The sequence below is a fragment of the Variovorax terrae genome (assembly GCF_022809125.1).
Lineage (GTDB): Bacteria > Pseudomonadota > Gammaproteobacteria > Burkholderiales > Burkholderiaceae_C > Variovorax_A > Variovorax_A terrae.
Genome location: NZ_JALGBI010000003.1, coordinates 744995 through 766607, shown reverse-complemented (window position 1 = coordinate 766607; position 21613 = coordinate 744995). Strand labels below are relative to the sequence as shown.

General features: G+C 68.9%; 24 protein-coding genes and 3 tRNA genes. 9 read left to right on the top strand and 18 right to left on the bottom strand.

All coding sequences use genetic code 11. The features are described from left to right. The 4 genes from MMF98_RS23030 to MMF98_RS23015 form a co-directional block, all read right to left on the bottom strand. On the bottom strand, positions 1–370 hold a 370-nt coding region (locus tag MMF98_RS23030), incomplete at its 3' end, for a GTP-binding protein (protein ID WP_243308722.1). Between the two features lie 79 nt (positions 371–449). Next, positions 450–524, bottom strand: a tRNA-Thr gene (locus MMF98_RS23025). Between the two features lie 32 nt (positions 525–556). Then, positions 557–630: transfer RNA gene (locus tag MMF98_RS23020), tRNA-Gly, on the bottom strand. A gap of 110 nt (positions 631–740) precedes the next feature. Next, positions 741–826 (bottom strand) — tRNA-Tyr (locus MMF98_RS23015). Positions 827–975: 149 nt separating this feature from the next. Here MMF98_RS23015 and MMF98_RS23010 point away from each other — a divergent pair. Beyond that, positions 976–2049, top strand: coding sequence for a patatin-like phospholipase family protein (locus MMF98_RS23010; RefSeq protein ID WP_243309668.1), 1074 nt, complete (start codon positions 976–978; stop codon positions 2047–2049). 11 nt (positions 2050–2060) lie between these two features. Here MMF98_RS23010 and MMF98_RS23005 read toward each other — a convergent pair whose 3' ends face one another. The 11 genes from MMF98_RS23005 to trpE form a co-directional block, all read right to left on the bottom strand. Further along, a complete protein-coding gene (locus tag MMF98_RS23005; protein WP_243309667.1) occupies positions 2061–2918 on the bottom strand; it encodes a class I SAM-dependent methyltransferase in 858 nt (285 codons plus the stop codon). A gap of 132 nt (positions 2919–3050) precedes the next feature. Further along, complete coding sequence (locus MMF98_RS23000; RefSeq protein WP_243309666.1) at positions 3051–3803, bottom strand: uracil-DNA glycosylase; 753 nt, start codon at positions 3801–3803, stop codon at positions 3051–3053. 26 nt (positions 3804–3829) lie between these two features. Further along, entirely contained in the window at positions 3830–4633 is an 804-nt protein-coding gene (gene trpC / locus MMF98_RS22995; protein ID WP_243309665.1) for an indole-3-glycerol phosphate synthase TrpC, read from the bottom strand. A 3-nt stretch (positions 4634–4636) separates the two neighbouring features. Next, positions 4637–4906, bottom strand: a complete 270-nt coding sequence (locus tag MMF98_RS22990; RefSeq protein ID WP_243309664.1) for a type II toxin-antitoxin system RelE family toxin — start codon at positions 4904–4906, stop codon at positions 4637–4639. 9 nt (positions 4907–4915) lie between these two features. Beyond that, positions 4916–5155: a CopG family transcriptional regulator gene (locus MMF98_RS22985; RefSeq protein WP_243309663.1), complete on the bottom strand. Its 240-nt coding sequence runs from the start codon at positions 5153–5155 to the stop codon at positions 4916–4918. A 100-nt stretch (positions 5156–5255) separates the two neighbouring features. Then, complete coding sequence (locus MMF98_RS22980) at positions 5256–5744, bottom strand: hypothetical protein (protein ID WP_243309662.1); 489 nt, start codon at positions 5742–5744, stop codon at positions 5256–5258. After that, positions 5741–6772 carry an anthranilate phosphoribosyltransferase gene (trpD, locus tag MMF98_RS22975; RefSeq protein WP_243309661.1) on the bottom strand — a complete coding sequence of 344 codons (1032 nt, stop codon included), beginning with the start codon at positions 6770–6772 and terminating at the stop codon, positions 5741–5743. The genes MMF98_RS22980 and trpD overlap by 4 nt, the downstream gene beginning before the upstream one ends. Before the next feature lie 17 nt (positions 6773–6789). Next, the gene (locus MMF98_RS22970; protein ID WP_243309660.1) at positions 6790–7455 is read right to left on the bottom strand and encodes a LysE family translocator; all 666 of its coding nucleotides are present in this window, start codon (positions 7453–7455) and stop codon (positions 6790–6792) included. A gap of 9 nt (positions 7456–7464) precedes the next feature. Beyond that, the gene (gene ltaE / locus MMF98_RS22965) at positions 7465–8505 is read right to left on the bottom strand and encodes a low-specificity L-threonine aldolase (protein WP_243309659.1); all 1041 of its coding nucleotides are present in this window, start codon (positions 8503–8505) and stop codon (positions 7465–7467) included. A 60-nt stretch (positions 8506–8565) separates the two neighbouring features. Next, on the bottom strand, positions 8566–9138 hold the full coding sequence (locus tag MMF98_RS22960) for an aminodeoxychorismate/anthranilate synthase component II (protein ID WP_243309658.1): 573 nt from the start codon (positions 9136–9138) through the stop codon (positions 8566–8568). A gap of 5 nt (positions 9139–9143) precedes the next feature. Next, positions 9144–10643: an anthranilate synthase component I gene (gene trpE, locus MMF98_RS22955; protein ID WP_243309657.1), complete on the bottom strand. Its 1500-nt coding sequence runs from the start codon at positions 10641–10643 to the stop codon at positions 9144–9146. Between the two features lie 398 nt (positions 10644–11041). Between trpE and MMF98_RS22950 the strand changes: the two genes are divergently transcribed. Continuing rightward, a complete protein-coding gene (locus MMF98_RS22950) occupies positions 11042–11626 on the top strand; it encodes a chalcone isomerase family protein (protein ID WP_243309656.1) in 585 nt (194 codons plus the stop codon). 15 nt (positions 11627–11641) lie between these two features. Here MMF98_RS22950 and gph read toward each other — a convergent pair whose 3' ends face one another. Then, positions 11642–12280: a phosphoglycolate phosphatase gene (gene gph / locus MMF98_RS22945; RefSeq protein ID WP_243309701.1), complete on the bottom strand. Its 639-nt coding sequence runs from the start codon at positions 12278–12280 to the stop codon at positions 11642–11644. A gap of 141 nt (positions 12281–12421) precedes the next feature. Between gph and MMF98_RS22940 the strand changes: the two genes are divergently transcribed. Further along, positions 12422–12616, top strand: a complete 195-nt coding sequence (locus tag MMF98_RS22940; protein ID WP_243309655.1) for a type 2 periplasmic-binding domain-containing protein — start codon at positions 12422–12424, stop codon at positions 12614–12616. A gap of 70 nt (positions 12617–12686) precedes the next feature. Here MMF98_RS22940 and MMF98_RS22935 read toward each other — a convergent pair whose 3' ends face one another. Together MMF98_RS22935 and rpe are read right to left on the bottom strand one after the other, a co-directional pair. Then, positions 12687–13397, bottom strand: a complete 711-nt coding sequence (locus MMF98_RS22935; protein ID WP_243309654.1) for a glutathione S-transferase N-terminal domain-containing protein — start codon at positions 13395–13397, stop codon at positions 12687–12689. Positions 13398–13643: 246 nt separating this feature from the next. Beyond that, positions 13644–14330 carry a ribulose-phosphate 3-epimerase gene (gene rpe, locus MMF98_RS22930; protein WP_243309653.1) on the bottom strand — a complete coding sequence of 229 codons (687 nt, stop codon included), beginning with the start codon at positions 14328–14330 and terminating at the stop codon, positions 13644–13646. Positions 14331–14360: 30 nt separating this feature from the next. On the opposite strand from rpe, the gene apaG reads away from it, so the two are divergent. The 6 genes from apaG to thiL all read left to right on the top strand — a co-directional run bounded on the left by apaG (position 14361) and on the right by thiL (position 21596). After that, positions 14361–14750: a Co2+/Mg2+ efflux protein ApaG gene (apaG, locus tag MMF98_RS22925; RefSeq protein ID WP_243309652.1), complete on the top strand. Its 390-nt coding sequence runs from the start codon at positions 14361–14363 to the stop codon at positions 14748–14750. A 12-nt stretch (positions 14751–14762) separates the two neighbouring features. Further along, positions 14763–16736: a site-specific recombinase gene (locus tag MMF98_RS22920; protein WP_243309651.1), complete on the top strand. Its 1974-nt coding sequence runs from the start codon at positions 14763–14765 to the stop codon at positions 16734–16736. 202 nt (positions 16737–16938) lie between these two features. After that, the gene (locus MMF98_RS22915) at positions 16939–18192 is read left to right on the top strand and encodes a cation:proton antiporter (protein ID WP_243309650.1); all 1254 of its coding nucleotides are present in this window, start codon (positions 16939–16941) and stop codon (positions 18190–18192) included. After that, positions 18182–19300 (top strand): YbdK family carboxylate-amine ligase, encoded by a 1119-nt coding sequence (locus MMF98_RS22910; RefSeq protein WP_243309649.1) that lies wholly within the window; start codon positions 18182–18184, stop codon positions 19298–19300. Before MMF98_RS22915 ends, MMF98_RS22910 begins: the two co-directional genes overlap by 11 nt. A gap of 93 nt (positions 19301–19393) precedes the next feature. Continuing rightward, a complete protein-coding gene (locus MMF98_RS22905) occupies positions 19394–20629 on the top strand; it encodes a cation:proton antiporter (protein ID WP_243309648.1) in 1236 nt (411 codons plus the stop codon). Continuing rightward, positions 20622–21596, top strand: a complete 975-nt coding sequence (gene thiL / locus MMF98_RS22900; protein WP_243309647.1) for a thiamine-phosphate kinase — start codon at positions 20622–20624, stop codon at positions 21594–21596. The genes MMF98_RS22905 and thiL overlap by 8 nt, the downstream gene beginning before the upstream one ends. The last annotated feature ends 17 nt before the right edge of the window (positions 21597–21613 follow it).

Below are 21613 nucleotides of genomic sequence, written 5' to 3'. Positions count from 1 at the left end.
GGGCCAGCAGGATGTGCTCGCGGGTCTGGGGCATGGGGCCGTCAGCGGCCGAGCACACCAGGATGGCGCCGTCCATCTGGGCTGCGCCGGTGATCATGTTCTTCACATAGTCGGCGTGGCCGGGGCAATCCACGTGGGCGTAGTGGCGATTCGCCGTTTCGTATTCCACGTGGGCGGTGTTGATGGTGATGCCGCGGGCCTTTTCTTCCGGGGCCGCGTCGATCTGGTCGTAGGCCTTGGCTTCGCCGCCGAACTTGGCCGCCAGCACGGTCGCAATCGCCGCCGTCAGGGTCGTCTTGCCATGGTCCACGTGTCCAATCGTGCCCACGTTCACGTGCGGCTTGGTACGCTCAAATTTTCCTTTTGCCATTTTTTCGACTCCGAAAAAAAATAACTAAACCAATACAACCAGGAACTCAGGCGCATCCTCCGGGGATGCGCCACCAATCTGGTGCCCATGGCGGGAATCGGACCCGCGACCTCTCCCTTACCAAGGGAGTGCTCTACCACTGAGCCACATGGGCAAAACCGTTCGCCTCGCGAAACAACCGACTTGTGGAGCGGGAGACGGGAATCGAACCCGCGTCATTAGCTTGGAAGGCTAGGGTTCTACCATTGAACTACTCCCGCATCGACCACCCCGAAGGCGGACCCGAAGCTCGGCCAGCCCACCGGGCCGGCAAATTCAAGCGCTCTACAAATCAATTCTTTCGCCGCCCCGAGAACACTCTCGAAGCTGTTGGTGGAGGAGGCTGGATTCGAACCAGCGTAGGCGTAAGCCAACAGATTTACAGTCTGCCCCCTTTAGCCACTCGGGCACCCCTCCGGCGAACCTCGAAATATAGCACGGTTTTATGTCACTTGCCATCTGCGGTTACTGGAAAATTGCATTTATCCACGACTTGGCGCATCGGCTTGCGCTGGCCGCCGGGACGCCAGAGCCCGCCGGCCCGCATTCCTTGCCACAATCCCCGCATGAACGCCGTCACCACCCCTGTCACGCGCCCCATCAACCTGGCCCTGCAGGGCGGGGGCTCCCACGGGGCGTTCACCTGGGGCGTGCTGGACGCGCTGCTGGCCGACGAGCGGCTGAGCATCGACGGCATCAGCGGCGCCAGCGCCGGCGCCGTCAATGCCGTGGCCCTGGCGCATGGCTACGCGCAGGCGCTGCAGGAGCAGCGCGACCCGCGCCAGGGCGCGCGCGATGCGCTGGGCCGCCTGTGGGGCGAAATCACCGCCATGGGCAGCCTTGGCGAGATGCAGAAGAACCTGCTGAAGCTGCTGACAGGCGGATTTTCAGAACAGCGAGCGCACACTGACATTCTGACGGGAACGCTGAGCCAGTGGGTGTCGCCCTACCAATCCAACCCGCTGGACATCAACCCGCTGCGCTCGCTGCTGGAGCGCGAGATCGATTTTGCGGCGCTGGCCAAGCTCGCCAGCCCCAAGGTGTTCGTCTCGGCCACCCATGTGAACACCGGCAAGGCCGAGATCTTCCACGGCAAGCGGCTGAGCGCGCAGGCCGTGATGGCCTCGGCCTGCCTGCCCATGCTGTTCCAGGCCGTGGAGATCGACGGGCAGCACTACTGGGACGGGGGTTATTCGGGCAACCCGGCGCTGCTGCCGCTGATCAACCTGTGCGGCAGCCGCGACATCGTGCTGGTGCAGATCAACCCGCTGCGGCGCGACGAGACGCCGCAGACCGCGCACGACATCCTCGACCGCGTGAACGAGCTGACCTTCAACGCCAGCCTGCTGTCGCAGATGCGCACCATCGATTTCATCAACCGGCTGCTGGCCGACGGCCGGCTGCAGGAGGGCGAGAAGTACAAGCGCCTGCTGCTGCACCGCATCGACGGCGGCGAGGCGCTGGAGGAGCTGCCGGCGTCGAGCAAGATGTCCACCAATGGCGCCATGGTGGAAAAGCTGTTCGCGCTGGGCCAGGAGGCCGGCCAGCGCTGGCTGGGCCGCCATTTCGAGGCGCTGGGCCAGCAGAGCACCGTCAACATCCGGCGCGACTACGTGGGCGAGCTGCCGCGCGGCTTCTAGCGGGTCCGCGCTCAGGCCGTCGCGACCAGCAGCTCCTCCGAGTTGTCCGGCGGGCGCAGGCCATCGGCGCGGCCCGCGAAGTAGCGCCGGGCCAGCTCGGCCGCCGGGACATGCTGCACCGCGGCGAAGCCGGCCTCGCGCGCCAGCGCCAGCATCTCGGGCGGCGTGAAGAAGCTGATGAAGGGCGTGCCGCTGGCGCGGGCGCCGGCCGCCGCCCGCTCGACGCCGGGGCGCACCTCGGGGTCGAGCAGCTCGATCGGCAGCATGAACGACATGACCAGCGTGCTGCCCGGCGCCAGCGCCGCCACACGGCGCAGCGTGGCCATGATGGCGTCGCGGGTCAGGTACATGCTGACGCCGGTGGACGCCACCAGCGCCGGCCGCCCGGCGTCGAAGCCCGCCGCCGCCAGCCGCTCCCACCAGGCGTCGCCGGCCTCGAAGTCCACCGGCACGAGGCGCAGGTTCGGCGCCATGCCCCAGCCGAGCGCGGCCAGGCGCTGGCGCTTCCAGGCCTGCGGGCCGGGCTGGTCGATCTCGTACACCTTGAGCCGCGCGGCCAGTTCCGGCCGGCGCTGGACGAAGGTGTCCAGCCCCGCGCCGAGGATCACGTACTGCGCGATGCCCCGCGTCGCCTGCTCGGCCACGAGGTCCTCCACGAAACGGGCGCGCGCCAGGATGGAGGCGCGGAACGGCCGCGTGAACGCGCTCATGTCCGGCCGCTGCTGCCAGCCGGCCTCCGGCGCCGCGAGCTGCAGGCCGAGCCGGTCGTCGAACACATGCGGCGGCGCGTCGGCCTCCACGTGCAGCGCCCGCCACAGGGCGGTGCGCACGGCCGTGGGGTCGGGGGCGGCGACAGGCTCGGTCGGCATGGCGGTCTCCTGGCTCGGGGAATCGGGCTGGCAGTATAGGCCGCGGGCCCGGTGGCCGCCCGCACCGGCCTCCCCCACTCTTTTCACCTTCGAATCAGGCCAATGTCCAGGTCAGGTGGTGATTGTTTGCTATTAAAAAGTGAGCGATTCGCCGCGCTCGGCGAGCCAGGCCCGGGCCCGGGAGAAATGCCCGCAGCCAATGAAGGGCTCGGGCGGCCGCAGCGCCGACAGCGGCGAGGGATGGTTGGCCGTGAGCACGAGGTGTCGCTGTGCATCGATCAGCCCGCGCTTGGCCTGCGCATGTGCGCCCCAGAGCATGAACACCACCGGCTGCGGCCGTGCCGACACGGCGCGGATCACGGCGTCGGTCAGCACTTCCCAGCCCTGTTTGGCGTGGCTGGCGGGCTGGCCGTCTTCCACCGTGAGGCTGGTGTTGAGCAGCAACACGCCCTGGCGCGCCCAGCCGGCCAGCGAGCCACTGGCGGGAATGGCACGCCCGTCTTCGCGCTGCAGTTCCTTGAAGATGTTGCGCAGCGAGGGCGGCAGCCGCACACCGGGCGCCACCGAGAACGCCAGCCCCTCGGCCTGGCCCGAGCCGTGGTACGGGTCCTGGCCCAGGATCACGGCCTTCACGTCCTGCGGCGCCGTGAGTTCGAGGGCGCGGAACGGCTGCGGCGGGTAGACCACGGCGCCGGCTGCCAGCCGGGCCTGCACGAACGCGCCGAGCTGCCGGCCGGTCGCGCCGTCCAGAAACTCGCGGACGAGGGGTTGCCAGCCCTCGGCCACCGGCCACTGCGCCGGGTTCCAGGCCGTCAGGCGCCCGGCCGCCGGCGGGGACAGGGTTTCAAAGGCAAAAACAGCCTGATGTCCAGGCGAGGCGGTCATTTCAAGCTATCAAATTAGTAGCGAATTCAGGCCTTGAATAGGCCCGCCAGCGCCAGCCCCGGGTCGGGCGCGCGCATGAAGGCCTCGCCCACCAGGAAGGCATGGATGTCGGCGTCGCGCATGCGCTTCACGTCGGCCGGCGCCAGGATGCCCGATTCGGTGACCAGCAGGCGGTCGGCCGGCACGTCCTGGCGCAGCGCCAGCGTGGTTTCGAGCGACACCTCGAACGTGCGCAGGTTGCGGTTGTTGATGCCGATCAGCGGCGTCCTGAGCTTCAGCGCGCGCTCCAGCTCGGGCCGGTCGTGCACCTCCACCAGCACCGCCATGTCCAGGCTGCGGGCGATGGCTTCGAGCTCGGCCATCAGCGCATCCTGAAGGCAGGCCGCGATCAGCAGCACGCAGTCGGCGCCCATGGCCCGCGACTCGTAGATCTGGTAGGGGTCGACCATGAAGTCCTTGCGCAGCACCGGCAGGTCGCAGGAGGCGCGGGCCTGCTTGAGGTAGTCCGGCTGGCCCTGGAAGAACTGGCGGTCGGTCAGCACCGAGAGGCAGGCGGCGCTGGTCTTGCCGTCGCCCTCGGCATAGCTTTGCGCGATGTCGGCCGGGATGAAGTCGTCGCGCAGCACGCCCTTGGACGGGCTGGCCTTCTTGATCTCGGCGATCACCGCGGCCTGGCCGGCGGCAATCCTGGCACGCAGCGCGCCGGTGAAGTCGCGCGTGAGCACGCGGCTCTCGGCGTCGGCGCGCATCGCGGCCAGCGGTTTCTTGGCGAGCGCCGCCGCGATTTCTTCGCGCTTCACGGCCACGATCTGGTTGAGGATGTCGGACATGGATCAGAGCTTTCGGTAGATATCTTTGCGATGGCCGATCATGACGACGGTGACCAGCACCACATCGTCCTGGATCTCGTAGACCACGCGGTAACTGCCGCTTCGCACGCGGTACAGGTCCACCTGGCCAGACAGTTTTTCACAGCCCTGCGGACGGGGATTTTGCGCCAGCGCCCCGATGCGTTCCACCAGGCGCTGCCGGTCCGGCTTGCGGCCTATGGCTTCGAGCTCTTTCGCCGCGCTGGCCTTGATGACGATGCGATAGGAAGCCAAGGCGCGGGTTCAGATTTTGCCGCTGGCCTTGAGCGAAACGACCAGATCGGCAAAATCCACCACGGGCTCCAGGGCGCGGTCGCGGTGCGCCTGCACATCGTCAGCATCTTCCGCCAGCGCCGCGCTGACGGCGCGGTTGACGAGGTCGGAGATGCTCAGGCCCGAGGTGGCCGCCTTCAGGCGCAGCGCCTGATGGAGCTCGCCGTCGAAGTAGACAGTGGCGCGCGTGGACGTGGCTGAAGCTTGCATCAAGTCACTATAGCGTCAAAGCGGCAAAACGTCAAACAACAGTCCTGTCCTCAGGGTGGTGCGGCGGTCTTCGCCACCGGTTGCCCCAGCCCAGGGTCTGTCAGCCATTTCTTGAATCCTTCAGCAAGGCCAGATGGTGGCAGGTGCGCCACCAGAACCAGGCCTGGATACCATTGAAAATCACGAAATTCGCCACCTGCCACGCCAGCGAAGGATCGCGGAACGAGCGGTGGTCGAACACCAGCGGAAAAAGCTGCCAGCTCGCCCAGTACAGCGCCTGGCTGGCCAGCAGCACCACGACGCCCAGCGGCACGCCCACCAGCACCACCCTGCGCACGAAATCCTGCCCCGCCGGCCCGCCGTTCGCCTTGAATGCCTCGTTCAGGCCGATCCACAGGATCGCGACGGCGACGGCCACGTCATACAGCACGAACCAGTTGAGCTGCAGGCCGACCCAGCCGGCATGATAGAGGTAGAACAGCCAGATCAGCGACGACAGCAGCCAGTAGCGCAGCTCGTCGCGCTGCGAGACGGCGCCCTCGCGCAGCGCCTCCCGCGTGCGGCGGGCCGACAGCGGGTGAAAGCTCACGGCGCCAGCGCCTGGGTCTTCGCCACCAGTTGTTCGAGCCGGGCCCGGGCCGCGCCCGATTCGATGGCCGTGCGTGCGCGCTCGACGCCGGCCTGGATCGACTCCACCACATTCGCCGCATACAGCGCGGCGGCGGCGTTGAGGATCACGATGTCGCGCGCGGCGCCGGGCTGGTTGTCCAGCACGCCCAGCAGCATGGCCTTGGACTGCTCAGGCGTATCCACCTTGAGCGCGCGGTTGCTGGCCATGGGCAGGTTGAAGTCCTCGGGATGGATCTCGTACTCGGTGATCTCGCCGTTCTTCAGCTCGCCCACCTGCGTGGCGGCGCCCAGGCTGATCTCGTCCATGCCGTCGCGGCCGTAGACCACCAGCGCGTGCTCGGCGCCCAGGCGCTGCAGCGCGCGGATCTGGATGCCCACGAGGTCGGGGTGGAACACGCCCATCAGGATGTTGGGCGCGCTCGCCGGGTTGGTCAGCGGGCCCAGGATGTTGAAGATGGTGCGCACGCCCAGTTCCTTGCGCACCGGCGCCACGTTCTTCATGGCCGGGTGGTGGTTGGGCGCGAACATGAAGCCGATGCCGACCTCGGCGATGCACTGCGCAATGGCCTCGGGCGGAAGGTTGAGCGCGATGCCCAGGTTCTCCACCACGTCGGCGCTGCCGGACTTGCTGGACACGCTGCGCCCGCCGTGCTTGCTGACCTTGGCGCCGGCCGCGGCCGCCACGAACATGGCGCAGGTCGAGATGTTGAAGGTGTTGGCGCCGTCACCGCCGGTGCCCACGATGTCCACCAGGTGCGTCTTGTCGGCCACGTGGACCTTGGTGGAGAACTCGCGCATCACCTGCGCGGCAGCGGTGATCTCGCCGATGGTTTCCTTCTTGACGCGCAGGCCGGTGATCAGCGCCGCCGTCATCACAGGCGAGAGCTCGCCGCTCATGATCAGGCGCACGATCTTCAGCATCTCGTCGTGGAAGATTTCGCGGTGTTCGATGGTGCGCTGCAGCGCTTCCTGGGGGGTGATGGACATGGCGTCTCCTCGAAAATTCAGATGCCGGACGCCGTGCCCGGCGCGTCCGACAGGGCCAGCTTCAGGCCAAAACCGATGAACAGCGCGCCGGCCGCGCGCTCCAGCCAGTGCATGCCGCGGCGCACGGCGCCCACGCGGGCCGCAGCCCAGGCCGCCACCAGCGCCCAGCCGATGTTGACCCACAGGCCGTTGAAGTTGAACAGCAGCCCCAGCAGCAGAAAGGACAGCGCCTTGTGCTCGGCCCCGGGCGCGATGAACTGCGGCAGGAAGGCCAGGAAGAACAGCGCCACCTTGGGATTGAGCGCATTCGTCCAGAATCCCTGGAAAAAGATGGTTTTCAGGCCCAGGGTCCGCGCCGGTGGGTCATTGGATGCTACAAAATCAATAGCATCGGGCGACTGGCGCGACAGCAGCATGCGCACGCCCACCCACACCAGGTAGGCCGCGCCGGCCCACTTGAGCACGGTGAATGCCGTGGCCGACGCCGCCATCAGCGCACTCACGCCGATGGCCGCCGCCCCGATGTGCACGAAGCAGCCCGCCGTGATGCCGAAGGCGGCCACCACCCCGGCCCGCGCGCCGCGGCGCAGCGCATGCGTGACGATGTACAGCACGTCCGGCCCCGGCGTGAGGTTGAGCAGCAGGCCGGCGGCGATGAACAGCAGCAGATGATCGATGCCCATGATCGGTTCCTAGGCGTTGAAGAATTCGCGGATGGCCGCGGCGGCGCGGTCCACGCCGGCCGCATCCACGTCCAGATGGGTCACGAAGCGCAGCCGGTACACCCCGGTGGTCAGGATGCCGCGCGCCTGCAGGTGCGCCCGCAGCGCCGGCGCCTGCTCGCGCGACTCGCCCACCAGGTCGGCGAACACGATGTTGGTCTGCGGCGGCTCCACCCGCAGCCCCGCGATGCCCGCCACGCCCTCGGCCAGCCGGCGCGCCAGTGCGTGGTCGGCGGCCAGCCGCTCGACATGGTGGTCCAGCGCATACGAGGCGGCCGCCGCCAGCAGGCCGGCCTGGCGCAGGCCGCCGCCGGCCATCTTGCGCACGCGGTGGGCGCGCGCGATGAACTCGCGGCTGCCGCACAGGGCCGAGCCCACGGGCGCGCCCAGGCCCTTGCTGAAGCAGACCGAGACGCTGTCGAAGCATTGCGCGATGCGCCGGGCCTCGGCGAAGGCATCGCCGCCCGGCCCGGCCTGCGCCACCGCCGCGTTGAACAGCCGCGCGCCGTCCAGGTGGCGACCCAGACCCCGGTCCTGCGCCAGCTGCGTGGCCTGCTGCACGTAGCCGAACGGCAGCAACTGGCCGCCCAGCGTGTTCTCCAGCGCCAGCAGCCGGGTGCGCGCGAAATGCGCGTCATCGGGCTTGATGGCGGCCTCGATGTCGGCCAGCGCCAGCGTGCCGTCGGGCTGGTGCGCGATCGGCTGCGGCTGCACGCTGCCGAACACCGCGCCGCCACCGCCTTCCCAGCGGTAGCAGTGCGCCATCTGGCCGACGAGGTACTCGTCGCCGCGCTGGCAGTGCGCCAGCAGGGCGCAGAGGTTGCTCTGCGTGCCCGTGGGCACGAACAGCGCGGCCTCGAAGCCCAGCAGCGCGGCGATCTTCTGCTGCAGCGCGTTGACGCTCGGGTCGTCGCCGAACACGTCGTCGCCCAGCGGCGCGGCCGCCATCGCCGCGCGCATGGCGGGCGTGGGGCGGGTGACGGTGTCGCTGCGCAGGTCGATGTCAGCCATGTCGGTCTCCGGGAAAGGTGGAACGGGCGCGGGCAGCGATCCCTGTGATCGCCGCCGCCTTCACGCGCGCTGCTCCAGGAAATTCTTCAGCAGGGCATGCCCATGCTCGGTGAGGATGGACTCGGGATGGAACTGCACGCCCTGGATGGCAAGCTCCCTGTGGCGCACGCCCATGATCTCGCCGTCGTCGGTCCAGGCCGTCACCTCGAGCACCTCGGGGCAGGTGGCGCGCTCGATCGCCAGCGAGTGGTAGCGGTTCACGGTGAACTGCTCGGGCAGGCCGGCGAACACGCCCTGGCGCGTGGTGGTGATGACGCTGGTCTTGCCGTGCATCAGCTGCTGCGCGCGGATGATGGTCCCGCCGAAGGCCGCGCCGATGCTCTGGTGCCCCAGGCACACGCCGAGGATTGGCAACTGGCCGGCAAAGTGCCGGATGGCCGCGACCGAGATGCCCGCCTCGGCCGGCGAGCAGGGCCCGGGCGAGACCACCAGGCGGTCGGGGCGGCGCGCGGCCACGCCCTCGACCGTGATCTCGTCGTTGCGGAACACCTCGACCTCGGCGCCGAGTTCGCCGAAGTACTGCACTAGGTTGTAGGTGAAGCTGTCGTAGTTGTCGATCATCAGGATTTTCATGGCGCTCACTCCAGTCCTTCCTCGACCAGCTCCGAGGCGCGCAGCAGCGCGCGCGCCTTGGCTTCGGTTTCCCTCCATTCGAGCTCGGGCACCGAGTCGGCCACCACGCCCGCGGCGGCCTGCACGTACAGCACCTGGTCCTTGATCAGGCCGGTGCGGATGGCGATGGCCACGTCCATGTCGCCGGCATAGCTGAGGTAGCCGCAGGCGCCGCCATAGAGGCCGCGCTTGGTGGGTTCGAGCTGGTCGATCAGCTCCATCGCATGCACCTTGGGCGCGCCGGTCAGCGTGCCGGCCGGGAAGGTGGCCTTGAGCACGTCGATGGCGGTCATGCCTTCGTTGAGGATGCCCTCGACGTTGCTCACGATGTGCATCACGTGGCTGTAGCGCTCGACCGCGAAGGCCTCGGTCACCTTGACCGTGCCGGTGCGGGCGATGCGGCCGATGTCGTTGCGCGCCAGGTCGATCAGCATCACGTGCTCGGCGCGCTCCTTGGGGTCGTTGATGAGTTCCACCTCGGCCGCCTTGTCCTTCTCGGGCGTGGCGCCGCGCGGGCGCGTGCCGGCCAGCGGGCGGATGGTGATTTTCTGGCCCTCTTCCACCTGCTCCTGGCGCACCAGGATCTCGGGCGAGGCCCCCACCACGTGGAAATCCCCGAAATGGTAGTAGTACATGTAGGGGCTGGGGTTGAGCGAGCGCAGCGCGCGGTACAGCGACAGCGGGCTCTCGGTGTAGCGCTTCTTGATGCGCTGGCCCACCTGCACCTGCATGAAGTCGCCGGCGGCGATCAGCTCCTTGGCGCGCTCGGCCGCGGCCAGGTAGTCGGCCTTGGCGAAATCGCGCTCGGCCGGATAGGCCTGCGAGGGCTTGACCACCGGCGCGCTGACCGAGTACTTGAGCTGCTCCTTGAGCTCGCGCAGCCGCTTCTTGGCGTTGGTGTAGGCCTCGGGCTGGGCCGGATCGGCGTAGACGATCAGGTAGAGCTTGCCCGAGAGGTTGTCGATGACGGCCAGTTCCTCGCACTGCAGCAGCAGGATGTCGGGGCAGCCCAGGGTGTCGGGCGGGCAGCTCGCCTCCAGCTTCTTCTCGATGTGGCGCACGGTGTCGTAGCCGAAGTAGCCGGCCAGGCCGCCGCAAAAGCGCGGCAGGCCGGGCCGCAGCGCGACCTTGAAGCGCTTCTGGTACTGCGCGATGAAGTCCAGCGGATTGCCCGGCGCGGACTCCACCACCTGGCCGTCACGCACCACTTCGGTCACGGCCTGGGCGCCGAAGCCGCTGGCGCGCACCAGCGTGCGTGCCGGCAGGCCGATGAAGCTGTAGCGGCCGAAGCGCTCGCCGCCCACCACGGATTCGAGCAGGAAGCTGTGCTTGCCGCCCTCCTTCGAGTGGGCCAGCTTGAGGTACAGGGAGAGAGGGGTTTCGAGGTCGGCAAACGCTTCCGTCATCAGCGGGATGCGGTTGTAGCCGGCCTGGGCCAGACTTTTGAATTCGAGTTCGGTGATCACAGATTGAGCCTCCAGCTCAGCGGCACCGTGATTCAGGGAAAAGGTGCCGCGTTCATTCTTCGATGTCGGCCCCGCAGGGGCCACGGGCGCACGGCAGCGCCGTGCAATCAGGAACGCACAGAATCAGGCTTGCGCCAGGGCCAGGCTCCCCGGTCGCTCAAACCTGTGATGGTGGTGCGGTGAATGAACATGGAAGGCAGTGTATCAAACAAAAAAGCCGGCGCCGCCATTCCGCTGGCGTCGGCGCGGGAATGGATGGACCGCCGCCACAGGCGGCCTGTACCATGGCGCTGCACAGGGAGGAACGGACTCCGGCAAAACCCTGTTGCCAGCCGATCCGGCGGCCGTAACAATCCCGTAACAAAAAATGCACGATCGTTCTATTTCAGGAGACAACGATGAGATTGCTTGACCAATGGGTGTTGGCCGTGGGCGCCTGCCTGATGGCCGCGAGCGCGGCGGCCGCCACGGTGGAGGTGGGGGGCGTCAAGCTCGAGGACAGCATCGAGGTGCGCGGCACCAAGCTGCAGCTCAACGGCGCCGGCGTGCGCTACAAGGCGATCTTCAAGGTCTACACCGCCGGCCTGTACCTGACCAAGAAGGCCGGCACGCCCGAAGAGGTCTATGCCACGCCCGGCGCCAAGCGCATGAGCATCACCATGCTGCGCGACATCGACTCCGCCGAGCTCGGCAAGCTGTTCTCGCGCGGCATGGAAGACAACATGGACAAGGCCGCGTTCTCCAAGGTGGTGCCCGGCGTGCTGCGCATGAGCCAGCTGTTTTCCGACTGCAAGAAGCTCAACGCCGGCGACAACTTCACCATCGACTGGATTCCCGGCACCGGGACCCTCATCACCGTCAAGTGCAGCCCGCAGATCGAGCCGTTCAAGGAGCCCGAGTTCTTCAATGCCCTGATGCGCATCTGGCTGGGCTCCCAGCCGGCCGACTGGAAACTCAAGGAAGCGCTGCTGGGCAAGTCCTGACGCGCGCGGCCCGGCTCAGGGCAGCGCCATCTCGGCCAGCGAGTCGACAAAGCCGTCGGCGTCCACGGCGCGCACCGGCTCGCCGTGGTTGTAGCCATAGGTCACCAGCACCACGGGGCAGCCGGCGGCGCGCGCGGCCTGCGCGTCGTTGCTGGAGTCGCCCACCATCAGCGTGCGCGCCGGCGCCACGCCCAGCGCCTCGCAGGTTTTGAGCAGCGGCAGGGGATCGGGCTTCTTGCGCTCGAACGCATCGCCGCCGAAGACCCGGCTGAAGAAGCCGTCGAGCCCCTTGGCTGCAAGCAGCGGCCGCGCGAACGCCGCGGGCTTGTTGGTCAGGCAGGCCAGCGCCAGGCCCCGCGCGCGCAGGCGCTGCAAGCCCTCGACCACCCCCGGGTACACCACGGAATGCCGGCCGTTGACGGCCAGGTAATGCCGCTGGTAGCTGTGCCAGGCGGGCTCCAGCATTGCTTCGATATTGATAGCACCAGAAGACCGCCCCGCCTGGACATCGACGTGATGGAGCACGGATTTGATGAGATGCTCCGAGCCCTTGCCGACCAGCCGGCCTACCACCGCCCGGTCCACGCCCGGCAGCCGCAGGTCCTCCAGCATCAGGTTGAGCGCCGCCACGAAATCGCCGAGCGTGTCCACCATGGTGCCGTCGAGGTCGACGATGGCCGCATCAATCGACGACGAGTCCAGGGCCGGCGTGTTCTGGGCAAAGGAATGAGGTTTCAAGCAGGCACCGGGTTCTGGGCAAAAACAAGGGGCGAAGTGTAGAACAAGCCCTCCGTCGTGCTCGACCTGATGGCCTCCGGCCTGGGCCTGGCCATCGTCCAGGCCTCGCTCCAGCGCATCGCGCCACCCGGCGTGCGCCTGCGGCCGCTCCCGAAGCAATTTTCCCTCCGCCTCGACATCCATGCCGTGTCGGGCAGCGCTCCGAATGCGCTGGCCCGGCAGTTGCTGGCGCTGCTCCCTGCCGCGGGATAACAGGCCCCCATGGATTGGGGGCAAAGGGACAAAGCCGTGCAGCGGCCCGGCGCGAGGGCTTGCGCCCCGCCTACGCCGGCTCCTGCCGAGGGATCGCGAGGCCTCTGGCCACCGCGGGGCGCGCCACGAACTGTTCAAGGGCGCGGGTGACATGCGGAAAGTCCGCGATCCCCACCAGGCCGCCTGCCTCGTAGAAGCCGATCAGGTTGCGCACCCAGGGAAAGGTAGCGATGTCGGCGATGGTGTAGGCGTCGCCCATGACCCAGGCGCGGTCGGCCAGCCGCTGGTTCAGCACGCCCAGCAGGCGCCTGGATTCCGCCACGTAGCGGTCGCGCGGGCGCTTGTCTTCGTAGTCCTTGCCGGCAAACTTGCTGAAGAAGCCGAGCTGCCCGAACATCGGGCCGATGCCGCCCATCTGGAACATCAGCCACTGGATCGTCTCGTAGCGGCCGGCGGCGTCCTGCGGCAGGAACTGCCCGGTCTTCTCGGCGAGGTAGAGCAGGATCGCGCCGGACTCGAACAGCGCCAGCGGCTGGCCCCCGGGCCCGTTCGGGTCGAGGATGGCCGGAATCTTGTTGTTCGGGTTGAGCGACAGGAATTCGGGCGACATCTGGTCCTGGGTGTCGAAGCCGACGCGGTGCGGCTCGTAGGGCAGGCCCGTTTCCTCGAGCAGGATCGAGACCTTGACGCCGTTGGGCGTGGGCAGCGAGTAGAGCTGGAGCCGGTCGGGATGCCGGGCCGGCCATTTGCGGGTGATGGGGAAATCGGACAGAACAGTCATGTGGAGTGCTTCGATCGGGTGAGTCGGCTGCGGCGCGGTGGCGCCGCGACGAGTATGGCCGACAAACGGCAACCCTGCTGAGCGCCGCCCTTCCCGCCAGGAGAGGGGCCCGGCCCCTGCTCAAAACGCAGGCATTCCAATGCAGGCCGCGCCAGCCATGGCGCCGCGGCGCTTGTCCCGCGCGTCATCAACAAGCTTATCCACACGAAGCAGGGACAACTTGGGCGCCGGCGCGCCCCGCCGCCCTCAGGCCGCTGCCAGCGCGCCGCGCATGGCGTCGATCACGGCCCGGTAGTCCGGCTTGCCGAAGATGGCGCTGCCGGCCACGAAGGTGTCGGCGCCTGCGTCGGCCACGCGGCGGATGTTGTCGGTCTTGATGCCGCCATCCACCTCGAGCCGGATGTCCTTGCCCGAGGCCTCGATCCGCTTGCGGGCAAGCTCGATCTTGCGCAGCGCGGAGTCGATGAAGCTCTGGCCGCCGAAGCCGGGGTTCACGCTCATGATCAGGATCAGGTCGATGTCGTCGATCACCCAGTCGAGCACGTCCATGGACGCCGCGGGGTTGAACACCAGGCCGGCCTTGCAGCCCTTGGACTTGATGGCCTGGATGCTGCGATGCACGTGGGCCGAGGCATCGGGATGAAAGCTGACGTAGTCGGCGCCAGCCTCGGCAAACGCCGAGGCCAGGGCATCCACCGGCTGCACCATCAGGTGCACGTCGACCGGCACCGCCTGGCCGGCCGCCGTGCGGGCGTGCGGCTTGAGCGCCTGGCAGATCATCGGCCCGAACGTCAGGTTGGGCACATAGTGATTGTCCATGACGTCGAAATGGATCCAGTCGGCGCCGGCGGCAATGACGCTTTTCACCTCGTCGCCCAGGCGGGCGAAATCGGCGGACAGAATCGAGGGGGCGATGCGGAAATTTCGGCTCATGCCGCGATTGTCGCAGTTACCATACCTGCCATGCCGAAATACCAGTTCAGCGTCGACGTCGAACCCCGGTACCTGCCCGAGCAATCGTCGCCGGAGCAGCAGGCCTATGGCTTCGCCTACACCGTGACCATCAGCAACACCGGCGAGGTCGCCGCGCAGCTGATCTCGCGCCACTGGATCATCAGCGACGCCAACGGCCACACCGAAGAAGTCAAGGGCCTGGCCGTAGTCGGCCACCAGCCGCTGCTCAAGCCCGGCGAGTCGTTCCAGTACACCAGCGGCTGCCGCCTGCGCACGGCCAGCGGCACCATGCACGGCAGCTACTTCTGCGTGGCCGAGGATGGCGAGCGCTTCGAGGTCCCGATCCCGCTGTTCATCCTTGATGCCGGGGGCCCGCCCGGTGCCCGCGTCCTGCACTGAAACGGGTGCCGGGTGAGCGACCTCAGCGCACTGCTCTCCGATCTGAATCCGCAGGCCGGACTGGCTGAACGCCATCTCTGGCTGATCCGGCTGTGCGACTGGATTCGCGGCCACCCGGCTTCCGCGCCGGCCGCTGCGAGCCGCGTGCGCCTGCTGCTCGATGCCCTGGAAGCCCGCCCCGAACTGCACTCGCGCCTGCGCGCCTGGTGGCAGGCCCTGGCCCAGACCGTGGACGTGACGATCCTGCTGGCCGACTTCGGCTTCGCGCCGCGCACCGCCTTTGTCAGCGAGCTGGCCGAGCGCCTGCGCCGCAAGCTGCTGCCCGGCACACCCGAAACCGTGGATGCGTCGGAGCTGTTCTCGCTGGCGCTGTCGGGCAAGCAGGACGCGCAGTGGCTGCTGCTGCTCGACGAGTCGATGCTGAACCGGCTGCAGCGCCTGCTGGCCGGCGACGATGCCGCGGACCCGCCCGCCGCCGGCGCCTCGCACTGGCAGGAAACCCTGCTGGAAGCCATCACCTACTGCAGCAGCCAGGTCAGCGCAACGGGCTTCGCGCCGGAGCTGCGGCTGCGCATGAGCGCCAGCGTGCGTAGCACGCAGTTCTTCCATGCCCTGCCGGCCGACGTGGAAGCGCTGCGCGCCGCCGTGCGCCGGCAGCCGCACGACGACGCCGCGCTGGCGGCCGCCGTGCACCGCTTCCGCGAGCGGCTCGACGCCTGCCGCCACGCAGCCTCCAGCGTCTACACGCACCTGGAGGAACACGGCATCTCGGTCGGGCTGGTGTTCCGCCTGCGCCAGCTGCGCGAGCGCGTACTGCGCATCCGCGAGCTGCTGGACTGCCTGCTCTCGCCCACTCCGGCGCTCAGCGCCACGCGCCTGCTGGCGCGGCTGGCCGCGGTGGGGCAGGAGCGCAACAGCCTGCGCGCCCTGGTCACCAGCAACTCGTCGCTGCTGGCGGCCAAGGTCACCGAGCGCAGCGCCGAAACGGGCGAGCACTACATCACGCGCACCCGCGCCGAGTACCGCGACATGCTGGCCAAGGCCGCCGGCGGCGGCGCGGCCACGGCCCTCACCACGCTGCTCAAGTTCATGCTGGTGACGGTGGGCCTGGCGGCCTTCTGGGGCGGCTTCTGGGCCGGCGCGATCTATGCGGGCAGCTTCGTGCTGATCCAGATGATGCACTGGACGCTGGCCACCAAGCAGCCCGCGATGACGGCCCCCGCCATGGCCGCCAAGCTCAAGGACCTGAGCTCGGGCACGGCGGTGGAGGAGTTCGTGGACGCCGTCACCGACCTGGTGCGCTCGCAGGTGGCGGCCGTGCTGGGCAACGTGGGCATGGTGGCGCCCTGCGTGCTGCTGCTGAGCTGGGGCATCCAGGCCGCCAGCGGCCATCCGATGATCGGCCGCCCGGAAGCCGACTACGTGCTGCACAGCCTGCACCTGCTGAACCCGAGCACGCTGCTGTTCGCGGCCTTCACGGGCGTGCTGCTGTTCGCGTCGAGCCTGATCGCGGGCTGGGCGGAAAACTGGTTCGTGCTGCACCGGCTGGACTCGGCCATGCGCTACAACCCGCGCATCACGCGCTTCCTGGGTGCGCAGCGCGCCGACCGCTGGGGCCGTTTCATGCGCGAGCACATCTCGGGCCTGGCCTCCAACATCTCGCTGGGCTTCATGCTCGGCCTGATCCCGCCGGTGCTCGCGTTCCTGGGCCTGGGGCTGGAAGCGCGCCACGTCACGCTGTCCACCGGCCAGCTCGCCGCCGCCGCCGCGGCCTACGGGTTGGAGGCCTGGCGCATGCCTGCCGTGTGGTGGTGCGTGGCCTCGATTCCGCTGATCGGCATGCTCAACCTCAGCGTCAGCTTCTACTTCGCGTTCCGGCTCGCGCTGCGCGCGCACAACGTGAGCGGCGTGGACCGCGCCCGCATCCGCGCGGCCATCTGGGCGCGCTGGCGCCGCAAGCCCGCCAGCTTCTTCATTCCGGCCTGAGCGGCTGCGCCGCCCTCCATGCAGCCGCCGCGGGCGGCAAATGTCGGCACTGTCCTACACCCGCGGGCGCGCCGCTCCTGTAAATTTCCAGACAGAGCTTCGGGCCGCCTGATCCTTCATCAACAGGCCCGGTCAGCCGGGTTTTGTGCGGCAACGCCGCAGGCGGGTCAAGCCCCGCATCCGTCCACCGGGAGACAACGACATGAACGAGATCATGGCCATCTGGGCCGAATGGATCCGCCCCTCCGCGGGGCTGCCGACCGTGCAGTGGTCGATCCTGCTGGCCATTGCCGCCGCCTGCGGCCATCTGCTGCAGCGCTACACCGGCCTGCCCAAGGTGGTGGGCTACTCGGCCGTCGGCGCCCTGGCCGGCCTGGCGGGCTTCTCGGGCACGGCCTGGCCACTGCAGGGCATCAGCCTGTTCCTGCTCGAGCTGGGCATCTCGGTGGTGCTGTTCGAGGCCGGCGGGCGCATTCCGCTGCGCTGGTTCCGCTACAACCCGATGGTGCTGATGCAGAGCCTGGCCGAATCGGCCCTGGCCTTTGCCGCCGCCTACTGGGTGCTGCGCTGGTTCGAGGTGCCCGCGGCCGTGGCCGAACCGCTGGCGCTGGTGGCCATGGTGGCCTCGCCCGCCGTGCTGACGCGGGTGGTGATGGACACGCACGCCTCGGGGCCGGTCACCGAGCGGGCCATCGTGCTGTCCACGCTGAGCACGCTCTACGCGCTGACCCTGGGCAGCGCCAAGGCCGGCCTGATGGACCGGCCGCTGCACCAGCTGTCGGACACGGTGTACCCGGTCGCGGTGGTGCTGGGCATCTCGGTGGTGGTGGGCGCCGTGCTGGCGCTGGCGCTGCGCTCGGCCCTGCGCGTGATGAGCCCGACCAGCGAGAACACCTCCATGCTGCTGCTCGCGCTGATCGCGGCCGGCACCGCGCTGGCGGCCCACTTCGGCGGCTCCGCGCCGCTGGCGGCGCTGCTCGGCGGCATGCTGCTCAAGCAGCTCAACCCGCGCCCCTGGACCTGGCCGCGCCAGCTCGGCACGGCCGCCTCGATCCTGATCATGCTGATGTTCGTGCTGGTCTCCACCGTGGCCGCACAGGCCGACTGGAGCAAGTCCGTGGCCGGGCTGGTGGCCACGCTGGTGCTGGCCCGCGCGCTGGCCAAGATCGTCGGCGTGGCGCTGGCCAACCCGGGCAGCGGCGCGAGCTGGCGCCAGGCGCTGTGGACCGGCTGCGCGATGGCGCCGATGTCGTCGATCGCGCTGCTGCTGGTGTCGCAATTCGTGCTGGCGTCGCCCTCGCTCGGCCGGATGATCGCGCGCATCGCGCTGCCCACCATCCTGCTGATGGAGGTGCTGGGCGCGGTGGTGGCCACCTACGCCCTGTACCGCGCCGGCGAAAGTTCCAAGCCCCTGGAGCCGCTGGGCTCCGCCACCGGAGACCGCCGTGAGTCTTGAGCCCTTCCACCACTCCGCCGCGCTGTCGCTGGGCGTGGAGCTCGAGCTCCAGCTCGTCAACACCAACGACTACGACCTCGCGCCCTACGCCGAGGACATGCTGCGCCTGATGGCCAAGACGCCGCTGCCCGGCAGCGTGGTGCCCGAGATGACCTCGAGCATGATCGAAATCTCCACCGGCGTGTGCCATTCGTCCTCCGAGGTGCTGGGCCAGCTCTCGCAGATCCGCGACGCGCTGGTGAAGAGCGCCGACAAGCTCAACATCGCCGTGGTGGGCGGCGGCACGCACCCATTCCAGATGTGGCACGAGCGCCGCATCTACGACAAGCCGCGCTTTCGCGAGCTGTCCGAGCTGTACGGCTACCTGTCCAAGCAGTTCACCATCTTCGGCCAGCACGTGCACGTGGGCTGCCCGGACGCCGACACCGCGCTGCTGATGCTGCACCGCATGTCGCGCTACATCCCGCACTTCATCGCGCTGTCGGCCTCCAGCCCCTACGTGCAGGGGCAGGACACGGCGTTCGACTCGGCGCGGCTGAACTCGGTGTTCGCGTTCCCGCTGTCGGGCCGCGCGCCGTTCGCGCTGACCTGGGACGAATTCAGCGCCTACTTCGACAAGATGACGCGTACCGGCGTGGTCAAGAGCATGAAGGATTTCTACTGGGACATCCGGCCCAAGCCCGAGTACGGCACTATCGAAATCCGCGTGTTCGACACGCCGCTGACGGTGGAGCGCGCCGCCGCGTTGGCCGGCTACGTGCAGTCGCTGGCGGCCTGGTTCCTGCGCGAGCAGCCCTTCATGCCCGCCGAGGACGACTACCTGGTCTACACCTACAACCGCTTCCAGGCCTGCCGCTTCGGACTGGAGGCCGTCTACGTGGACCCGGCCACCGGCGAGCACATGGCGCTGCGCGACCACATCCTGGCGACCCTGCAGCGGCTCGAGCCGCACGCCGAGGCGGTGAACGCCGGCGCCGCGCTGCACCTGCTGCGCGCCAGCGCCGAGCAGGGCAGCAACGATGCCCGCTGGCTGCGCGAGCAGCAGTCCCAGGAGCGGCTGCTGGCCGAGGTGATCCGCCGCGCCGCGCTCAAGTTCAGGGACCGCTAGCAGGTTCGGCACCCTCGGCGCACACCCGGCGCGCACCCGGTTCGCCGCAGGGCGCCGGTATCATCGGGCATCACGGTCTTTCGAGTGGTGCTCATGGACTTCCTTCCTGGCTGGCCCCTGTCGGTCAACACGCTTTTCTTCTTCGGCTTCCTGCTGTTCTGCGGCTCGCTCGGCGGCTTCGTCGCGCACCACTGGCGGTGGCTGCCCAGCATCACCGGCTTCATGCTGGTGGGCTTCATCGCGGGGCCGAACGTGCTGCACCTGGTGAGCCACGAAGGGTTGGCCAACTCGCGCATCGTGATCGACGTGGCGCTCGGCCTGATCCTGTACCGCCTCGGCCTGTCGCTCGACATCAAGCTACTAGTGCGTGACAAGAGCCTGCTCACGATCTCGGCCGCCGAAAGCGCGCTGACCTTCTTCGCCGTGTACTTCCTGCTTGGGCTCGTGGGCATCGGGGGCCTGAGCGCCGCCGTGATCGCGGCCGTGGCGATCTCCTCCTCGCCGGCCGTGCTGATCCACGTGGCGCACGAGCTGGGCGCCGCCGGCCCGGTGACCGAGCGCGCCAAATCGCTGGTGGCGCTGAACAACGTGATCGCCTTCGTGGTGTTCGCGGCGCTGCTGCCGGCGCTCTACAGCCGCACCGACGCCTCGCTCGGCACCGTCGTCGGCGCGCCGCTGTACCGGCTGCTCGGCTCGGCCGCGCTGGGCGCGGCGGCGGGCTACCTGCTGCACCACGCAGCGCGCAAGACCAAGGCGGCGGCGCAGTACCAGCTCGCGCTGGTGGTCGGCGCCGTCTCGATCACGCTGGGCGCGGCCCTGATGCTCAACCTCTCGGCGCTGTTCGCGCCGCTGGTGCTGGGCGTGGTGGTGCGCAGCATCGAGCGCAAGGACTTGGTGGCCAACATGGAGTTCGGCCCGGCCTTCGAGCTGTTCTTCATCGTCCTGTTCGTCTATGCCGGCGCCAACCTGCACGTGGCCGAGATGGTGCAGTACGCGCCCGCGGCGGCCATCTTCGTGCTCGGCCGCTCGCTCGCGAAGTGGCTGGGCGTGGGCGCCACGGCCCTGGCCGTGGGCGTGCCCAGCCGGCAGGCGGCCACCACCGGCCTGCTGCTGATCCCGATGGCCGGGCTGGCCATCGGCCTGGTCAACACCACCGTGACGCTGTTCCCCTCCGAAGGCGCGATCGTGGGCTCGGTGGTGCTGGCCGCGGTCGCGGTGCTCGAAACCATCGGCCCGCCGATCGCCTCGCGCGCGCTGCGCTGGTCGGGCGACAGCCTCGCCGCCCCGGCGCCCTCCGACACCGCACCCGCGGCAAGCCTCCATGGGTGAGTTCGACCTGATCCGGCGCTTCTTCACGCGCCCCGCCACCCGCGCCGTGCTCGGCGTGGGCGACGACTGCGCGCTGCTGCAGCCGGCCGCCGGCATGCAGCTCGCGATCTCGACCGACATGCTGGTCGAGGGCCGGCATTTCCTGTCCACCGTCGATCCGTTCAAGCTCGGTCACAAGGCGCTGGCGGTGAACCTCAGCGACCTCGCCGCCTGCGGCGCCCGGCCGCTGGCCTTCACGCTGGCACTGGCCCTGCCGCGCGCCGACGAAGCCTGGCTCGAGCCGTTCTCGCGCGGCCTGCTGGCGCTGGCCGACGCGCATGGCTGCGAGCTGGTGGGTGGCGACACCACGCAGGGCCCGCTGAATATCTGCATCACCGTGTTCGGCGAGGTGCCGCGCGGCCAGGCGCTGCTGCGCTCGGGCGCGCGCGCCGGCGACGACCTTTACGTGAGCGGCACGCTGGGCGATGCGCGGCTGGCGCTCGAAGTCTTTCGCGGCACGCTGTCGGCACCGGCCGAGGTGTTCGAGCAGGCCCGCGCCCGCATGGAGCAACCCACGCCGCGCGTGGCGCTGGGCCAGGCGCTGCGCGGCGTGGCCACGGCCGCGGTGGACATCAGCGACGGCCTGCTCGGCGACCTCGGGCACATCCTCCAGGCCTCCGGCGTGGGCGCCCGAGTCGACACTTCGGTTGCTATGAATTTAATAGCATCAAACAACCGCGCCACCTGGACATCGGCCGCTTTCTCCTCTGAAAAGTGGCTGGAACTGGTGCTGTCGGGCGGCGATGATTACGAACTGGCCTTCACCGCGCCGGCCTCGGCCCGCGCGGCGGTGCAGGTGGCTTCGGTGCAGGCGCAGACACGCGTCACGCGCATTGGCTGCATTGAGGCCGAAACCGGGCTGCACCTGGTGGATGCGCAGGGGCAAGCGATGCCGCACCGTTACGCCTCGTTCGACCACTTCGCCTGATCTCAAGCGGCGCTTAG

What these genes read in the sequence shown, in the direction of transcription:
- MMF98_RS23010 (WP_243309668.1), top strand. Translation starts at nt 976, where the DNA reads ATGAACGCCGTCACCACCCCTGTCACGCGCCCCATCAACCTGGCCCTG.
- MMF98_RS23005 (WP_243309667.1), bottom strand. Translation starts at nt 2,918, where the DNA reads ATGCCGACCGAGCCTGTCGCCGCCCCCGACCCCACGGCCGTGCGCACC.
- MMF98_RS23000 (WP_243309666.1), bottom strand. Translation starts at nt 3,803, where the DNA reads ATGACCGCCTCGCCTGGACATCAGGCTGTTTTTGCCTTTGAAACCCTG.
- trpC (WP_243309665.1), bottom strand. Translation starts at nt 4,633, where the DNA reads ATGTCCGACATCCTCAACCAGATCGTGGCCGTGAAGCGCGAAGAAATC.
- MMF98_RS22985 (WP_243309663.1), bottom strand. Translation starts at nt 5,155, where the DNA reads ATGCAAGCTTCAGCCACGTCCACGCGCGCCACTGTCTACTTCGACGGC.
- trpD (WP_243309661.1), bottom strand. Translation starts at nt 6,772, where the DNA reads ATGTCCATCACCCCCCAGGAAGCGCTGCAGCGCACCATCGAACACCGC.
- MMF98_RS22970 (WP_243309660.1), bottom strand. Translation starts at nt 7,455, where the DNA reads ATGGGCATCGATCATCTGCTGCTGTTCATCGCCGCCGGCCTGCTGCTC.
- ltaE (WP_243309659.1), bottom strand. Translation starts at nt 8,505, where the DNA reads ATGGCTGACATCGACCTGCGCAGCGACACCGTCACCCGCCCCACGCCC.
- MMF98_RS22960 (WP_243309658.1), bottom strand. Translation starts at nt 9,138, where the DNA reads ATGAAAATCCTGATGATCGACAACTACGACAGCTTCACCTACAACCTA.
- MMF98_RS22950 (WP_243309656.1), top strand. Translation starts at nt 11,042, where the DNA reads ATGAGATTGCTTGACCAATGGGTGTTGGCCGTGGGCGCCTGCCTGATG.
- gph (WP_243309701.1), bottom strand. Translation starts at nt 12,280, where the DNA reads ATGGTGGACACGCTCGGCGATTTCGTGGCGGCGCTCAACCTGATGCTG.
- MMF98_RS22935 (WP_243309654.1), bottom strand. Translation starts at nt 13,397, where the DNA reads ATGACTGTTCTGTCCGATTTCCCCATCACCCGCAAATGGCCGGCCCGG.
- rpe (WP_243309653.1), bottom strand. Translation starts at nt 14,330, where the DNA reads ATGAGCCGAAATTTCCGCATCGCCCCCTCGATTCTGTCCGCCGATTTC.
- apaG (WP_243309652.1), top strand. Translation starts at nt 14,361, where the DNA reads ATGCCGAAATACCAGTTCAGCGTCGACGTCGAACCCCGGTACCTGCCC.
- MMF98_RS22915 (WP_243309650.1), top strand. Translation starts at nt 16,939, where the DNA reads ATGAACGAGATCATGGCCATCTGGGCCGAATGGATCCGCCCCTCCGCG.
- MMF98_RS22905 (WP_243309648.1), top strand. Translation starts at nt 19,394, where the DNA reads ATGGACTTCCTTCCTGGCTGGCCCCTGTCGGTCAACACGCTTTTCTTC.
- thiL (WP_243309647.1), top strand. Translation starts at nt 20,622, where the DNA reads ATGGGTGAGTTCGACCTGATCCGGCGCTTCTTCACGCGCCCCGCCACC.